The sequence below is a fragment of the Brevibacillus sp. HB1.4B genome, assembly GCF_013284285.1.
GTDB classification, from domain to species: Bacteria; Bacillota; Bacilli; order Brevibacillales; family Brevibacillaceae; genus Brevibacillus; species Brevibacillus porteri.
This window is the reverse complement of sequence record NZ_JABSUT010000005.1, coordinates 463462-479882: the sequence shown is the minus strand read 5'-3', so window position 1 is coordinate 479882 and position 16421 is coordinate 463462. Positions and strand designations below refer to the sequence as shown.

Here is a 16421-nt window from a genome sequence, read left to right as displayed (position 1 = left end):
TTTAGTTTGTTCATACACATTTTGTAAAACTCTTAGCAACTCTATTTTCTTCATTACGTATATGATAGGAGCAACCTATTAACAATGGAGGCAGATTCGAAAATGGAAGATCAATATTTTGTTGGCTGGGGTACATTGGCCCTCATCAACGCTGGACTAGCTCAAGGAAAAAATCGTAGCGGCCTTAATTGGTTTTTTCTCTCTTTATTCCTCGGCCCTATCGCAACGCTAATCATTGTAGTCTGGGAAAAATTGCCTGAACAGAAAGACTTGTCACAGTGAGCATGAAGGAGGCACGCATGATGCAAATCCGAAATGTACAAGAGCAAGACTACCTTAAAGTTATTTCGGTCCTCAACGACTGGTGGGGTGGGCGACAAATGTCTGATATGTTACCCAAGCTGTTTTTTGTCCATTTCCAGTCAACGAGCTTTATTGTTGAAGAGAATGGAGAAGTCATCGCTTTCCTCATCGGGTTCTTGTCCCAGACGTTCCCTGGAGAAGCTTACATTCACTTCGTTGGGGTACATCCGGACAAACGAAAGGATGGATGGGGCCGCGAATTATACCACCATTTCTTTCAAACCATAAAACAAAAAGGATGCGATACGATTCGATGCATTACCTCTCCTGTTAATAAAGGTTCAATCTCCTTCCACACCAAGTTAGGTTTTACAGTTGAAAAAGGAGATAAAATGGTGGATGGAATCGTTGTGACTTCTAATTATGATGGAAATGGAAACGACCGGGTTTCGTTTGTTAAAAAGATTTAATCTGATTGAAACGTTTTATCCTTTTAAACGTAATTACAGTTAAATTACCCCAAAAATAACAGGTGGTTCTCATGCTTAAGGCACTTGGTTTTGGAGCTGCTTTGCAGATCCTCTGTATGATCATAGCAATAAAGACGGGGAACATCGATCAAGCTGGCCATTATGCGGAGTACCTTGCATTCGGTCTCCTTACGCTAGCTGGATTAATGGTTTATAACGCCCTTAGCGCCCCCTCAGCCTATTACAAAGAACATGAAGTGCAAGATTATAAAAGCAGATGGAAATGGACTTTTTATTTCCTGCTCGCCTCTGTCCCCAGTGGCATTTTTGCTGTCATCTTTTTCAGCTTTTTTGCTTAATTCCTTTTGCTTCCCAAGCTTCTCTTTTCATTTACGTAACCAAAAAGCACCACTTCACGTACTAATCAATAGCCACACCAAAGTAATCTGTCACGTGGAAGGATGCGGTCTGATTTGAAAAGCGTAAAAGATATATGGGGCTGGACCAAAACGTTGGGCATCTCCCTTTCACTCGCGATGCTGGTTAACATATTTGTTCTCCAACCTTTTAAAGTGAATGGACAATCGATGGTGCCCACTTTGCAAAACGACGAACGCATCTATGTGTCGAAATTGTCCCACACATTCTCTTATCTCCCTGAGTACAACGATATTGTCGTGATCGACAGCCGTGTAGACCGAGATCGTACGTTACAAGATGACATCCTTGAAAATCCTCTCCTCATGCTCGCCATGGGGAAAAGCGATGCCAAAACATTCTGGGTAAAACGAGTCATTGGCAAACCCGGCGATACTTTGGAGTTTAAGAACGAGAGCCTGTATCGGAATGGACAGTCGTTAAATGAGCCGTACATAAAAGAAAAGATGGTCAACGTACCTGATGCCAAAATCGTCATACCGGAAAACCATGTGTTTGTGATGGGAGATAATCGTAACAATAGCGATGATAGTAGAGTCATTGGCGTGATTCCACTCGATCATATCATGGGGAAAAAACTGTTTTAATCAGACGAGAGCCTTTTCCAATGAGGAAGGCTCTTTTGCTTTTAGTCTTCTGCATTTGCAAGTTATTGAACGCATAGACGAATGTCCGTTTCGAAACGCCCGACAAACGCATTTACTAGTGATAAATGCATGCAAAGGGGCGTTTCTTAATGAGCTCTCAGCACTCTCATTCATTACGCTTTATTCGATTTGCCGATCGGCCCGGGCATTTTCATGGATATGATACACTGACTAGCATTTCGGATCGTCATCGTCACCGAATACGTGGCAGAACGTCTCCGCCAGAAGGAATGAGAGATCAGCATGTCCATTATTACGAAGGAACCACTACGTTTAATGATGGACATGTGCATCACTACAGGGGATGGACGGGTCCGCCTATTCCGCTGCCGGACGGAAGTCATTACCACGAGTTTTCAGGGCAAACCACTTATGATGACGGGCACACCCATTACTACCGGGGTGTAACCAGCGAGGCCCTCTCTTAAACGAAAAAGGCTATCCCTCTCCGGAACAGCCTGTCTTCCTCTTCTTATATTTCCATCACAGACGCCAACGGACAGTCCAATGTATACAGGTTGCGATACCTTGGATTGTCCTGATACAACTGCTCATGTGTCCCTCGCATCGAGATGACTCCCTGCTCCATAAAAATAACCTCGTCCATTTGCTCTACACCGCTCAAGTGGTGAGTCACCCAAATGAATGTTTTCTCGTGCAAGACACGGAAGATCGTTGCCATGAGATCGCGTTCAGTCAACGGATCTAATCCCACCGTCGGCTCATCAAGGAGAACAATCGGCTTGTTTTGCAACAAAATCCGGGCAAGGGCTATACGCTGCCTTTCTCCGCCAGAGAAGCGCAAACCGGTTTCCTGCATCCGTGTTTGATAACCGTCCGGTAGGGATTCAATCAGCTGATCCAGACCGACTTGAGCTGTCACAGCACGCACTTCTTCATCGGACGCATCGGGTCGTCCAAGCCGGATGTTATTGGCTACGGTTGTGTCAAACAAATACGGCTGCTGATTCAACACGGAAAACAAACAAGCAGAATCCTCTTCTGATTGGACAGGCTGCCCATTTACTGTCACCTGACCTGCTTCCGGCTGTATGGCACCTCGAATCAAGTTCAGTATCGTCGATTTACCAGCTCCGCTGCGACCGAGCAACGCGATTTTCCCTCCTTGAGCCACCTCAAAAGACACGTCCTGCACACTCCAACTGCTGGCTTGTGGGTAGCGAAAATGAACATGATCGAGCTTCAAACTGCCCCCTGCTTGATCAGCCACCTTTTCCTTCTGCGCCTCCACACTGGCTGGACGACTGCCCTCAATCTCCCGAAGCCGCCCCAGAGACTCCTTGTATTCTGGCATTCGCACAACAGCGTCAGAAATACGGGCAAACGCATCCATCAACGGAAATGCGACCAGCCCTATCGCAGCAATCAACGTAGCAGGTATCTGATTCGTTGCGGCAAGTCCGCCCGCCCAGATGACCAGTAAGACAATGGCTCCACCGATTGCACACTGCGACATCCACTGGACTCGCCATTCTCCGCGTCGAATGGAGTTTTCGATCTGAGCAGCTGACTTTTGCCGTCTTGTAAACAACTGGATAAACTGCTGTGTACGACCACTGAGAATCCAGTCACTCATGCCAAAAACAGCATCAGTCAGCTCCCGGTATGCTGCCTGTCTCTCCTGCTTGAACCTCCGACTCTTGGCAATCGATGACCACAAGATAACTGCGGGTGTAACAAACAGCAGAAACCCACAGTACAACGCCATCAGCAGCGCGAACATCCCGTCCATTCTTCCCAGTGCCACAATACCTGCCCCGTAGAGGAGAACCGCCGATACAGCAGGTAGCACAAAGCGCAGATAGACATTTTGTAGTTGCTCGATGTCATCCGCAAGTACACCAAGCAGATCTCCCGTACGAAAACGAGTGCGGAGGAGCTGTGCTTGCGGCTCGATGGCCTGATACAAACGCACACGCATACGCGATAACACACGCAAAGCTGCATCGTGTCCAACCAAACGCTCCAGGTATTGAATGACTGCTTTGCTAAAGCCAAAAGCCCGGACAAGTACAATGGGAACATAGACCATTAAGACGTTTTCAGGCTTGAGTGCGGAGCGAGAGATCAGATACCCGGACGTATAAAGCAAAGCGCCCGCACATGCCACTGCCAAGGTTCCCAGCAAAGCCGCTGCGGCAAACTGCCAGAAAAATTGGCGAAAGTATGGAAGAAACCACCCCTGATTGCCTTCTCGCGCTTCCTTCATCCTTTCTCCCCCTTGGCACCAGCTGTCAACAACCGATAAAATACGCTTTTTTGTGCAACGAGCTGTTCATAGGTACCCGCTTCCACCAGTCGTCCCTGGTCGATTACCCAAATCCAATCCATGTCTCGCATCCAATGCAAACGATGTGTGGCCAAAAATACACGCCTGTTCCCCAGCACCGACAACATGGTCTGTTTTAGCTCCCATTCCGTTTCAATATCTAAGTGAGCGGTCGGCTCGTCGAGCAAAATCACTGGTCGGTTGCCAAGCAGCGCACGTCCCAATGCAACCCGCTGTGCCTGTCCGCCGCTTAACGTGCGGCCCCCTTCGCCAATGATTTCGTCACAGCCATTTGGCAAGCTGTCCACCAGCTCTGTAAGACCGACATCACGAATCACCTGCTCCACCTGTTCCTTCGTCGCTTCCGGCTCATAGAAGCGAATGTTATCCGCCAACGATTGATTGAATAAATACGGATGCTGTGGGATGTAAGCGATTTGCCGTTGCCACTCCTGCTTCGCATCCCCCGTAACGGGTTGCCCATCTACTTGTATCACACCAGCTTCGGGATCAGAAAATCCGCCTAGCACTCCGAGAAGGGTTGATTTTCCAGCCCCGCTCGCTCCAACGATGCCCACTCTTCTCATGTTGCTGCCCAATTCCCCAGATATCTCACCCAGTAGCTGTCTGCCATCCTCACCGACGACACGAATATGGGACAAAGTAATCGTTCCATCCCATCCGCCTGTCAGAGACGTCTGGCTATTTGTTGCTTGTGTTTCCTCCTTATGTTCATCTGTTGCGGCACTATCTATAATGGTACGAATAGTCCCCAAAGCTTCCTTGCCATCCAATGAGGCGTGGTAGTCCGATCCCAGCATCCTCACTGGCAAAAAGTATTCCGGTGCAAGAATCAGGATAACCAATGCCGTTTCAAACCCAAAGTTTCCTTCAATCAGCCGCAACCCAAGACCGACTGCCACAAACGCAACCGACAACATGCTGAAGAAGTCGAGTGCCAATGATGACAAGAAGGCGACGCGCAACGTACGCATCGTAGCGGATCGATATTGATCACTCACTCTACCGACGGTCTCCCCATGGTCTTTGCTACGTCCCAAAAACCGGAGCGTCGCAAGCCCACGAAGCGAATCGGTGAAGTGATGGGATAGCATTCGATACGAGCGCCATTGTTTGTCTGCTTGTTTACGCGCCGCCAGACCGAGTACGATAAAAAAGCCGATGAGAACAGGCATCGTTACCGTCAGGATCAGTCCAGAAATCATATCTTGCATGTAGACAAATGCCAGAAGCGGAAACGTAACAAAAACCATATCTAGCGTACGTGGAACAGACAACTCCAGGTAAGTACGTACACGATCTACACCTTCCAGGACAAGCGTAACAATCTTTCCGCTTCCTTCACTGGCGGCAAAACGTGGACCACGCTCGAACAATCGGGATAGAACTCTCCCTTGCAAAGACTCACTAGATGCTTCAGCAAAACGGCCAGCGACTTTCTTTTGCAGCCAAACGATGGTATGACGAGCAGCTATCGTGACCAAAAACAGTGCAAGCGGCTGATACGCCATCTGAACCGCTTGACCTTCAAACAAGATCGCGATCGACTTCGCCAAAAGCAGTGCCTGACCGATAATCGCCGCACTTTGTAGGAGGGAAAGACCGGCTAGCAGCAGCATAACCGGTCGGATTCCTTGTAATCGGAACAATTCCTTGTCCATTAGTACTCCAAATGATCCTTTTCAGTGACTCGCTTGTGGAAAACGAAGTAGCTCCAAGCCTGATAGGCTAGCACAAACGGTAAAAGCACTGCTGCAACAATGGTCATTGCTTTTAACGTGTATGGACTCGAAGCTGCATTATAGAGGGTCAAATCAAACGCGCTATCAATCGTGCTGACCATCACCCGTGGGAACAAACCGATAAACATCGAGACGAACGTCAACAGGATCATCGTACCTGTCATCCCGAAAGCCCATCCTTCCCTGCCTTGTCTCAGGTAGTAACGAGCCAGTACAAAAGCGATAACACCCAAGAGTACAGCTGCTGTCAACAAAACACCCTGGCGCTCAAACAGATCGGTTACCATGAATGTCCACCCTACAAGCACCACCATGAGAACCGCTTGCATCGGCAACAGCTTTGCCGCCAGTACACGTGATTTTTCACGCAACTCGCCTACCGTGCGCAGCGAGATGAAGTTCAGGCCGTGCAGCAAGCATAGTCCTGTAACGGTCACTCCTGCCCACAACGAGTAACCATTCACAATGTCAGAGAAGCCCGCAGTCATTTCCATATTCTGATCAATCGGCACACCTTTCACCAGGCTGGCAAAGATCATACCGAACAACATCGGCGGTACAAAGCTTCCAATCAGAATCGCTGCGTCCCACGTCTTTTTCCAAGCCTCACCTTTCCCTTTGCCTCTAAATTCAAATGCTACCCCGCGTCCAATCAACGCAAGCAGAATCAGCGTAAGCACGAGATAATACCCGCTAAACATCGTGGAATACCACTCCGGAAACGCTGCGAACATCGCACCAGCAGCTGTAATCAGCCAAACTTCATTGGCATCCCAGAACGGGCCAATCGTATTGATCAAAACCCGGGTTTGCAAATCATTTCGTGATAGCAGGCGCGTCGCCATACCTACACCAAAGTCGAAGCCTTCGAGAAAGAAAAATCCGGTAAATAGAACGGCAATGAGCAGGAACCACAGTTCATTAAGCTCCATAACGTTCACTCCTTACACGATCAAATGGATCCTGAAGCTGTAAATCCTCTACTTCCTCATGACTATCCATATCCGGTCCTTTTTTCGCCACACGAGCAAACAGATAAGCCAAGAGGCAAAGCAGGATTAGATAAATTGTCGTGAAGGCGATAAGAGAGAACCATACCGCTCCTGTACTAATGCTTGGCGAAACCGAATCTTCAACACGCAGTAGCCCGAATACCGTCCAGGGCTGACGACCTACCTCCGTCATGATCCACCCAGCTGAGTTTGCGATGAATGGTAGTGAAATACCCGCAACCATCAACTGCATGAACCGCTTGTTTGGCTGTTCCAGCTTTTTGCGGAAAGTGAGATATGCCCCGTATAAAGCCAGCAAAATCATTGCACTACCGCCCGCTACCATGATGCGGAAGCTCCAGAAAGTCGTCCGAACTGGTGGAATGTAGTTTCCTGGACCGTAGGTTTTCTCATACTCTGCCTGCAATTCCAACATGCCCGGTACAGAACCTGAAAGTGAGTTGTACGTCAGGACGCTAAGCAAGTAAGGAATTTTTATTTCAAAACCGTTTTCTTGTTTTTCTGGATCAATCGTTGCAAAAACCGTCCAAGGAGCTGGGTCTGAGCTTGTTTCCCACAGCCCTTCACTCGCTGCCATTTTCATCGGTTGGGTAGCAACCAAATACTGTGCCTGACCATGACCGAATTGAGCAATAGCAAGTGAGGAGATCAATGCTACCACGATCGAAATTTTGAAAGATTGCACAAAGAATGTAACGTCTTGTTTTTTCAACAGCTTCCAAGCACTGATACCTGCTACCAAGAAGGCACCTGTCGCAAATGCCGCAAAAATGGTATGCGGGAATTCATATAGTAATTGTCCATTGGTAAGGAGCGCGAAGAAATCGACCATCTCTGCACGTCCGTTATTGATAGCGAAGCCGACTGGCTGCTGCATGAACGAGTTGGCTGCCAGAATCCACAGAGCCGAAAGAATCGTTCCGATGGATACGAGCCAAATACATGCGAGATGCACACCTTTGGACAAACGATCCCAACCAAACACCCATAGTCCAATAAAAGTCGATTCGAGGAAGAATGCTAAGAGGGCCTCAATCGCTAGCGGTGTCCCAAATACATCACCGACGAATCGTGAGAAATCAGACCAGTTCATCCCAAATTGGAACTCCTGCATAATCCCTGTCACGATCCCGACAGCAAAATTTATGAGCAAAAAGGTTCCCCAAAACTTGGCCATTTTTTTGTACAAGTCATTCTTTTTTACCACATACATCGTTTCCATAATGGCTACTAATAATGACAGCCCGATGGAAATCGGCACAAAAACAAAGTGAAAGATAGTTGTTATCGCAAATTGAAGTCGTCCCAAATCCACTATATCCATGTACAAGATCCCTTTCTATTCGCGCTTTGGCCTTTATGTACCGGAATTATACCAGTGGGGAAACCAGCATTTATGGCGACTTTGTGAAAAAAATCACAAATATATGTGAAAAAATTCACAATTGATTCTCTCTCTTGTAACCCCCTTTTCGCATTCATCTTCGTGAGAGAGTTCTTTGTTTTGTTTTACCCTGTATATTTCCGGTCATGTATAATTGTAGCAGGACTTTTGACCCTAGAGGGTGTCCGATTCGTTACATGATTTTTAACAGTCTGTGACTGTTTCGGATTTTCCCTTGATTTGAGCTAGACTTATGCGCCTCTACTTATTTCATTAAATGTGTAATTTATTCATTTTCTTTTAAAATATCTCAACAGTTATCGTACGTAGAAAAAATGGACCCTTTTACGGGCCCATCTTTCCCCTATTCAGTTAACAAAGCACCAAGAGAAATTGTGCTAACAACCGCTTATTTTTGGGCGGATTTCGTTGACAAGGATTCGATTATGTTGCCGATGGTCGCAGCATCAAAGCCCTTCTCTGCCATCTGGTACAACTCGTACGTGAATCCTTCATGCTCCCAAATCACGATTCCGTTGGCGAAAAACACCTTTTTCCCGGCAATGGTTTCGATCTTGACACCCTCTGTCGTGCTGATGCCATTTTCGCCACCGTTTGAAATCATCAAGGAAATAAACTCCTTCTCTTTTTCATACTGAATTTCTACCATACCCTCGCCATGAACGACCGTGTTTTTATAGGAATAATGCTCTGACAACCATGTCGGTGAGGGAAAGTCCATTTTGCTGGCTTCACGTGCTTCTTCCAATGTCATCTGTGGGGGGGCCTTACGTTCTGTCGGTATCTCGATTCCTTGGGTATTGGACTGGGCAGCAGGCAGCTCTTTATCGTATTGGGTAATTTCCATGTTCCCAACCTGAAAGCGTGCCAGGATCGTCTGGAGCATTCCTTGGGCAAATGATGTAGTCGAGAATGCACCTAAAAGGCAAACAACAGCAACAGCACTAACTGTGGCAGCTTTCCATTTATTCGTTTTCATATAGATCCCGTCCTTTTTGTTATCATTTGGTTGTATGTTTCCTGATTCCAATTTGAATTTCAGCCGATTGTATATGTTGGCTTTTGGAGTGGTGTCATCCAGCTCCAGATCAGTAAGCAAGTCGGTGAGTTCACGAAAATCGTCTAGATCATGCTTACTCTTCATAGTGGAAGCCCCCTCTTTGCAATTCTTTTTGTAGCTTTTTTAGACATCTGTAGAGCACGACGCCGATATTTGAACCGCTGACACCAAGCAGGTCTGCGATTTCCGCGTTTTTTAGTCCAGCCGCATATTTCATGGCGATGATATTGCGTTCTTTGTCACTCAGCTTTGCCAGTGCTTGAAATAACGCTTGATGATTGTCGCCCTTGATCACAATTTCTTCCGGAGATGACTTCGGCAGGACCATATCCAAAATAGAATCCAGTGAAAAACTCATTCTTTTTTTCTGTGAGCGGAAGTAATCTGTCACTGCGTTTCTGGCGATTGCAAACAACCAGACTTCAAAGTTTGATTTAGCAGGTGAATAACTGCTGTATTTAGAAATAACAACTTCAAACACATGGCTACATATTTCTTCGGCTGCATAGTGATTGTTGATCCGATAGCAAATATATTTGTAGACGCGCTTGTAATACGCACCGTAAATTTGGGCAAACGTTTCGGTCGACATGCTTTCTGTTTGCCTATCGTTTTCTTCGTTTTGACAAATGCCTGTGTTCACTTGAGCGATCTCCAACTACTTCCCCTCCCTTCTACATGAAATGAACAAATTGCGCAATTTGTTTGGTTGTGAGACTCACGCTAGTTAATACGGAAAAAGCTGAAATGTATTAACAATATTTTTCTAAGATCGGAGGAAATGACATGTGGATTCTTTTCCCTCACATGCGTAAAGAGGTGCACACTAAAAGAGTTGAGCTTGGGGTGATCGGATATTTCATGGAAGGTCCGAAAAGGGTAGCGGTAGTCGAAGTAATCGAAATCGATGGGTTGCATTCAAATCCAAACTTGTAAAAATGCATCTGGACTTGGAGGTAATCAAATGACTGGATTCCCAGAAATCGCCAGCGCCTTGTTTTTCTTCAATTAATCGGCCAATTCTAGTTCCCTCCCTTTACTAGCAAAAAGCAGGTTGTCAGCGAATGACATCCTGCTTTTTACATCTTCATGCTTTGGATATATCCCAGTGCGGTGGACGCGTGAACGAAGGTGGCAACTTGGTGCTTGCATCGCCCTTCGCCCCGTTGAGCTGAACCTGCGTGAGAAACAACGTCTCCGTCAAGTTCGCTCCGCTCACATCTGTATCGCGGAAATCTGCACCAATGAGATCAGCTCCCCGCAAATCTGCTCCTCTCAGATCAGCAGCAATCAAATAAGCGCCTCGCAAATGGGCTCCTCGTAAATCAGCGCCTTTGAGCTTGGCACCGATGAGATCAGCGCCTCGGCCATAGGTTTTTCCTTGCTTACCCGCTTTGTATTTGGTAACCGCGTCCTTACGTACCAATTCACTTGTCTGCAATAATAGTTCGTTAACTTTTGCTCGTTGAAAAGCGATGTCCAGCTTCAGGATGTCCTCAGGACTGTGATCCGTCAGGCGCTGTGTCTCCTCCAACGCTTCCTTCAATGCAGGATGGAGTGACTGGGCAGCTTGCTTGGTCAACGCCTCCGTTATATACCAGAGTAGCTCATGCAGCTGCCACATGATCGGAAATACTTCGTACATTTGCTTCGCTGAACCGGGTTCTTTACGCCAATCTTGGCCGCTATAAGTGACTTGAGACACCTTTTGACCAGCTCCAAAACAATCGTAGACAGTACAACCGCGAAAGCCTATCTTCCTCAGCTTTGTGTGAACACCACACCGGAAGTCTGCCTGTAAGTTACTACAGGGCTTGCCTGCGTCTTTATTGATAGCAAAGTCAGAGGAAGCAGCAAAAGGCAATGCCACACAGCACAAGCCAAAGCAGCTTTCACAGTCACCTTGAAGATGACCCCTACTGTTATCGTCAGTCGCGTGTATGTGTTCTTGATGCGTAGCCATAAAATTATCCTCCTGGAAAAAAACACGATTCTCTCGCTCCTGGCGAAAAGAATCGTGCTAATTTTAGTTAAATGCGATTTGAGATTCGATCAGGTAATTCCCGAAGACTTCAGCAAAGGCTTCTGCTGTATTATAGCCTTCTTCCAAGGTGTTGTTCGTACCACCGAATTCCAAAAGCAGGGCTCCCTCTGAAATGGACTGATTGTACACCCCGTTCCCTTGATTTGAACCTTTCAGGATAATCCCTCGCGACAAACCGGGATAAGAAGCTTCCAGACGGGCGTTCAGCTCTTCCGCCAGCTTTTTGTTCGCCAGATGGTTCGGATTCGCTGTTCCAATTACAAACAGCATCCGGGAATAGGTTTTGCCATTAATCGTGATCGCTACCTTGCTGCGTGGCTCATCACTATCCCGATGAATATCGAAAATGTACTGCAAGTGCGGACTGGTTGCAGCCGCAGCCGCTACCGCCTTGTATGACTCGGAATAAGACATCGAGTAGCTTTTATTTTGTTCCCTCAATCTCTGAGCGAAATCGTCCTGGCTCGCCATTGCCGAAATGCCTCTTGCTTGCAACAGCTCTCCCAGCCTTTTTCCAACTAGCGTGATGTTGATCTCAGGATCATCTACCGAGCTCCCTTGTTGGTTCCGTGCAACATTTCGCCAAGACTCACGGTTATGGGTGTGATAGATATACACTTTCTCGTTTCCAATCATCCCATTGTTGTACTCGTACGTTGCTCCTGTCGGTGGCAGAGTACCGGCTGGTTGAATCTTCTCTACGATCCACCCCGCGATATAGGCGGTCGAATTGTCTGCCAGCCTGATGATGTACCAGTCTCCTACTGTTTGCACAACCGGGAATACTTGTCCGGGTTGAACGGTTCCGATGATTGCATGATCGGTTGAGGGGCCGTTGCGGATGTTAGAATCCGGATTTTTGACGCGAATCTGTAGTTCTTGTACAGAGGGAGGCGTTGTTGCTGGCAAAGTCGCTGGTGCCCCCGGTGTTGGATTCGGCAGTGGCTGTACTGCCCCAGTCTGATCCATTGGTTTGAAGATATAGGCATAGGTCCCGTTAAAGTTAATGGTGTACCAACCATTTGCATATCCGTAATGATTGATTGTCATCCCTCCATGGATTTCACCAATGACGGTACCAAGAATATCTGGCTGCGCATAAACTTCATAGCCTTCCGTCAATACGATTGTCCCTTGTTCGAATCCACTTCCTGTATTGGATGGGAGTACTGGAGGGGGCGGGGGCGGTGCTGGAATTGTTGTCGGATCTGGGATTTGTGCTGGTACCTGGGGTGGTTTTGACGCTGGTGCCGTTGTCTCCGTCAAGTAACTGGCTTTCACCCAGCCGTTCTTTTGATCAGACAGCTTAATTTGTGCCCATTCCCCTTGCTTTCTCATTTGCAAAAACACACCGTTTTTGTCGAGGATCTGCAAAATTTGTGCAGTGGCATTTGGTTCTGCCCGAACATTCAGCATGTCCACATTGCTTTTGACATATTTAATCTGTGGAACTTCTATCATCTTCACATACTTATTATTGACCCATCCGGTATTGCCGTTCGGCAGCTTTACCTGAGTCCAATCTTTTTGCTGTTTGGTGATTGGCAACCGCGTGGCTTTTTTGAGTGTTGCGACGATCTGGGTAGTCGTACCTGGCTCGCTTCGAATATTTAACTGATCGACCGCCACGTCTACATGGGTGGCCGCTCGCGCAATGGACAGAGGCATCAGCAAAATCAGGAAGAAAACAGCTAGCAAGCTGACATTTACTCGTAAAAGCAAGTTCCTCGTTCCCCTCTGTTTTTTTCGTATTTTTGGAAAATCCAGCTAATAGAAAGAACTTCTCGATTCGTCCGCATATTCCTTCATGTTTTGACATCTTTTGCTCTCAAAACAGCAATATCCTCACGATCATTCTATCTCCTGAAAATAGTGACGTATTTGCTAGAAAAAAGTTACAGAAAAAAGGATGAAGCGACAAGCTTCACCCTTTTTCTTTCGACTCTATTTCCTTCCTACCATTTCGCTGCCCAAGCTTCTATCTCCACTTTGAGCGAAGGGACTGCCAAGGCTGGGACGTAAGACATCGTCATCGCTGGTGGTGTCCCCCCGTGAAACTTCTCCCACACCTGATTAAAATGCTTCCAATCCATTTGCTCGGTTGCCCATATATTGATTTTGATAATATGGTCCGCAGTTACTGACTCACTTTCAAAATTGCGCAGGATGTTCTGTAGCGTGTTTTCTACTTGTTCTTTCATATCTGTCGGCAATTCTCCATGAAGGTCCATTCCTACTTGCCCAGAAAGTATGAGCAAATCGGCTCCTTTTGGAACGACCGTCAGATGTGTATAGGGTCCCATAGGCGGAGCAACTGTACTAGGATTTTTGCGGTGAACATTGGGCTTCACCTGGTCGGTTTGTTCTTCTTTGACGATCGCCAGTGTTTGATGATCTTCCCACCGACCATTGATTTTCACGTTTTTCTTGGCAATCCCTTCCTTGTGAAAACCAGCTTTTAGCAGCACCTTGATCGAGCCTATATTATGCGGCATCACTCCTGCTTCCAAGCGGTGAAGACCTAGTGTCTCGAAGGCATAGCCAACGACGAGCTTTACTGCTTCGGTCATGTAACCTTTTCCATTATGCTCTTTGTCCAGGAAGTAGCCGATCCAGCAACTTTGCAGATTCTCTCTTACGACCTCTGAAAGGATGACTTCCCCAATGATTTCATCCTGTCCTTTCTCCGCAATGACAAAGACGTACCCTCTATCTTCTTCTTTTAAAGCCATCGAGCTCTTGATCCTGTCGATTTGTCCTTCCAGCGTGTAAAACGCCTCTTCTCTCGTCCCTGTGAAGTTTTGAAAGAAGTCTCTGTTTCTCCCTTCAAGCGCCAAGAGGCTCTGTGCATCCGATTCCTGTACCAGTCTTACGTAAATGTTCTCTCCGTTTCCTTGCATACCATCCATCTCCCTTTTTCGAAATAAAAAAAACACCACAGGAAATCCTGCGGTGCCCTAAAAAGAAAACCACAGGAAGCGACCTGTGGCGTTTTTCCACTGTATCCTGATGAATCCCACTACATCAAAGGATGGTCGCTATATCCGTTTTTGGACATACTTCTCCCGTGATTTAGCCAGATCAAAGAAAACAGCGGTGGAGTATCCAATTCCTTTTGGCAAAGACATTAAAGATCTTTTTTTCATGTGGATACCCTCCTTTCCGCTGTTTTTTCGTGCATACCATTTCGATATAGAGACGGTCGTAGCAACAACCGTTACATTATTATCCATGAACTACTCCACAAGTATAGTGGCAAATGACGTTCGTGGCAACAGCATTAGTGTCTCTTTTTCCCATTTCGCCAAAGCATATACACATTCGCAATAGAGGTCAGTACAAGTAGACCCAACAGGATGTTTGTGACAATCAATGTGTTCGTCAAATGCTGAATGGGTGCCTGAATAACAGATAGAAGGCTCATCAGCTTGTTCGGAATATCGTTGATCGTGGCGATAAGATTATTGAAATACTGCACATAATCCCCCAAACCGAAAAACCTCCTCTCGCATACCTTATCCCGTCCATAGCCTTTGATAAAATTCGCCGCCTTACTCCAACGAAGAGGAATAGATCCATTTTTTTGTGGAACAATGAAAAGGAGAGAAGATTGTCATCATTCATAATCCGATTGCAAGAAAGAAGGGAGCTACCTTTATGACGATTCAACGTTTTGTTCGGGAGTCGCGCACGTTCAAAGCAAGCCATGTGCTGCCCCCGGATACGAACAATCACGATACGCTGTTTGGCGGCAGGCTGATGGCGCATATCGACGATGTTGCTGCGATCTCTGCCATGAAACATGCCCGTGGACCAGTCGTTACCGCTTCTACTGATTCTGTCGACTTTTTGCAGCCAATCCGGGTGGACAATGAGGTTGCACTCGAAGCCTTCGTCACATGGACGCATAACACGTCGATGGAGGTCTTTGTCAAAATTGTCGCGGAGGATTTGCTAACAGGCGTTCGGACAGTCTGTGCTACGTCGTTTCTCACGTTTGTGGCGATTGGCGAGGATGGACGGCCGACACCCGTTCCCAAGGTCGTTCCAGAAACAGAAGAGGAAAAATTCTTGCATGATGGTGCTGAAAAGCGAGCGGAGAAACGGAAAGTTCGTCGCAAGGACAATAAGCATCTCGCGGATATGCTCGGAACGAGACGTCCGTGGGAACCGTGATTGGACACCCTATAACGCCAAAAAGTCCCCTTACCTTTTTGCAGGCTGGGGACTTTTTGCTGTTTCTATCTTACTCTTTGGACGCCCAAGTGAAAGTGGAGAAAGTCATCTGGTGTTTCCAGCCCCATGTCATAGGGCTCGAATCCATTTTTCAACAACACTTTTTGCGAGGAGATGTTATCCGTTGTAGTTTTAGCACAGATGGTTTTGACAGCCAATTGGGGAACGTGCTCCGCTAAAAAGATCTTCAGTGCTTGCGAAGCCACTCCTTTACCAGCAGTATCCTCCCCGACTCGATAACCGAGATGTCCGATTCCTTCGTCTTTCTCGATGTCTACCAAATTCATTCTGCCCAAGATGTCACCCTGGCTGTTTTTTATGAGGCCAAAAAACGAGATTCCTTGCGCCTGCTCGTCGAGCAAGGCTTGCAGACCACGTAAAAAATGGTCATATTGGTAGTAAGCGTCTCCCCGACTGGGAACCGATTTTTCAAAAAAAGCGCGATTGTACACTTCAAATTGAAACAAGCTGGCTGCATTTTGTATGCTTAATTTTTCAATAGAAATCATCAGGGGAAGGTATCCTTTCTTGAATAGAGGTGGAATTTTCATATGACTGTTGCTTATCTAGAAGAAGGTACGTTTATCGCCTTTATTGCCTTTACGATATTTTTCTTTGTCGCTTACAAGCTCGATCAGATTTCGTTTGTCTCGTTCATTGTCTCCTTGGCGGTCACGGCTTGCGTTCACGCTGCCTTCTACGTGCTAATTGTAAAATATTGGCCTTTTTTTTAATAGCACAAAAAAGGCGCA

18 protein-coding genes are annotated in these 16421 nt (G+C 46.8%); 7 read left to right on the top strand and 11 right to left on the bottom strand.

Annotated elements, in window-relative coordinates; translation table 11 throughout:
• Positions 1 to 102: 102 nt before the first annotated feature.
• From HP398_RS15660 to HP398_RS15640, 5 genes are all read left to right on the top strand, one after another.
• Positions 103 to 282: a hypothetical protein gene (locus HP398_RS15660; protein WP_039961628.1), complete on the top strand. Its 180-nt coding sequence runs from the start codon at positions 103 to 105 to the stop codon at positions 280 to 282.
• A gap of 20 nt (positions 283 to 302) precedes the next feature.
• Complete coding sequence (locus HP398_RS15655) at positions 303 to 773, top strand: GNAT family N-acetyltransferase (RefSeq protein WP_017251161.1); 471 nt, start codon at positions 303 to 305, stop codon at positions 771 to 773.
• 71 nt (positions 774 to 844) lie between these two features.
• Entirely contained in the window at positions 845 to 1132 is a 288-nt protein-coding gene (locus HP398_RS15650; protein WP_173623054.1) for a hypothetical protein, read from the top strand.
• Positions 1133 to 1234: 102 nt separating this feature from the next.
• Positions 1235 to 1798 carry a signal peptidase I gene (lepB, locus tag HP398_RS15645; protein WP_017251163.1) on the top strand — a complete coding sequence of 188 codons (564 nt, stop codon included), beginning with the start codon at positions 1235 to 1237 and terminating at the stop codon, positions 1796 to 1798.
• Positions 1799 to 1947: 149 nt separating this feature from the next.
• A complete protein-coding gene (locus HP398_RS15640) occupies positions 1948 to 2286 on the top strand; it encodes a YmaF family protein (protein ID WP_082192224.1) in 339 nt (112 codons plus the stop codon).
• Positions 2287 to 2330: 44 nt separating this feature from the next.
• Here HP398_RS15640 and cydC read toward each other — a convergent pair whose 3' ends face one another.
• From cydC to HP398_RS15590, 10 genes are all read right to left on the bottom strand, one after another.
• Positions 2331 to 4088: a thiol reductant ABC exporter subunit CydC gene (gene cydC / locus HP398_RS15635; protein WP_173623053.1), complete on the bottom strand. Its 1758-nt coding sequence runs from the start codon at positions 4086 to 4088 to the stop codon at positions 2331 to 2333.
• Positions 4085 to 5830, bottom strand: coding sequence for a thiol reductant ABC exporter subunit CydD (cydD, locus tag HP398_RS15630; protein ID WP_173623052.1), 1746 nt, complete (start codon positions 5828 to 5830; stop codon positions 4085 to 4087). The genes cydC and cydD overlap by 4 nt, the downstream gene beginning before the upstream one ends.
• On the bottom strand, positions 5830 to 6843 hold the full coding sequence (gene cydB / locus HP398_RS15625) for a cytochrome d ubiquinol oxidase subunit II (protein ID WP_173623051.1): 1014 nt from the start codon (positions 6841 to 6843) through the stop codon (positions 5830 to 5832). Before cydB ends, cydD begins: the two co-directional genes overlap by 1 nt.
• Positions 6833 to 8248 (bottom strand): cytochrome ubiquinol oxidase subunit I, encoded by a 1416-nt coding sequence (locus HP398_RS15620; protein WP_017251167.1) that lies wholly within the window; start codon positions 8246 to 8248, stop codon positions 6833 to 6835. Before HP398_RS15620 ends, cydB begins: the two co-directional genes overlap by 11 nt.
• 469 nt (positions 8249 to 8717) lie before the next feature.
• Positions 8718 to 9473, bottom strand: a complete 756-nt coding sequence (locus HP398_RS15615) for a hypothetical protein (RefSeq protein ID WP_017251168.1) — start codon at positions 9471 to 9473, stop codon at positions 8718 to 8720.
• A complete protein-coding gene (locus HP398_RS15610) occupies positions 9463 to 10047 on the bottom strand; it encodes a sigma-70 family RNA polymerase sigma factor (RefSeq protein ID WP_017251169.1) in 585 nt (194 codons plus the stop codon). The genes HP398_RS15615 and HP398_RS15610 overlap by 11 nt, the downstream gene beginning before the upstream one ends.
• Before the next feature lie 429 nt (positions 10048 to 10476).
• A complete protein-coding gene (locus tag HP398_RS15605) occupies positions 10477 to 11352 on the bottom strand; it encodes a pentapeptide repeat-containing protein (RefSeq protein WP_017251171.1) in 876 nt (291 codons plus the stop codon).
• A 63-nt stretch (positions 11353 to 11415) separates the two neighbouring features.
• Positions 11416 to 13155, bottom strand: a complete 1740-nt coding sequence (gene spoIIP, locus HP398_RS15600; protein WP_173623050.1) for a stage II sporulation protein P — start codon at positions 13153 to 13155, stop codon at positions 11416 to 11418.
• A gap of 233 nt (positions 13156 to 13388) precedes the next feature.
• On the bottom strand, positions 13389 to 14333 hold the full coding sequence (locus HP398_RS15595) for a GNAT family N-acetyltransferase (protein ID WP_173623049.1): 945 nt from the start codon (positions 14331 to 14333) through the stop codon (positions 13389 to 13391).
• Between the two features lie 380 nt (positions 14334 to 14713).
• Positions 14714 to 14923: a hypothetical protein gene (locus HP398_RS15590; protein WP_069848363.1), complete on the bottom strand. Its 210-nt coding sequence runs from the start codon at positions 14921 to 14923 to the stop codon at positions 14714 to 14716.
• 167 nt (positions 14924 to 15090) lie between these two features.
• Between HP398_RS15590 and HP398_RS15585 the strand changes: the two genes are divergently transcribed.
• Positions 15091 to 15609: an acyl-CoA thioesterase gene (locus HP398_RS15585; RefSeq protein WP_017251175.1), complete on the top strand. Its 519-nt coding sequence runs from the start codon at positions 15091 to 15093 to the stop codon at positions 15607 to 15609.
• Positions 15610 to 15674: 65 nt separating this feature from the next.
• Here HP398_RS15585 and HP398_RS15580 read toward each other — a convergent pair whose 3' ends face one another.
• Complete coding sequence (locus HP398_RS15580; RefSeq protein WP_173623075.1) at positions 15675 to 16181, bottom strand: GNAT family N-acetyltransferase; 507 nt, start codon at positions 16179 to 16181, stop codon at positions 15675 to 15677.
• 39 nt (positions 16182 to 16220) lie between these two features.
• On the opposite strand from HP398_RS15580, the gene HP398_RS15575 reads away from it, so the two are divergent.
• Positions 16221 to 16403 carry a hypothetical protein gene (locus HP398_RS15575; protein WP_017251177.1) on the top strand — a complete coding sequence of 61 codons (183 nt, stop codon included), beginning with the start codon at positions 16221 to 16223 and terminating at the stop codon, positions 16401 to 16403.
• Positions 16404 to 16421 lie beyond the last annotated feature (18 nt).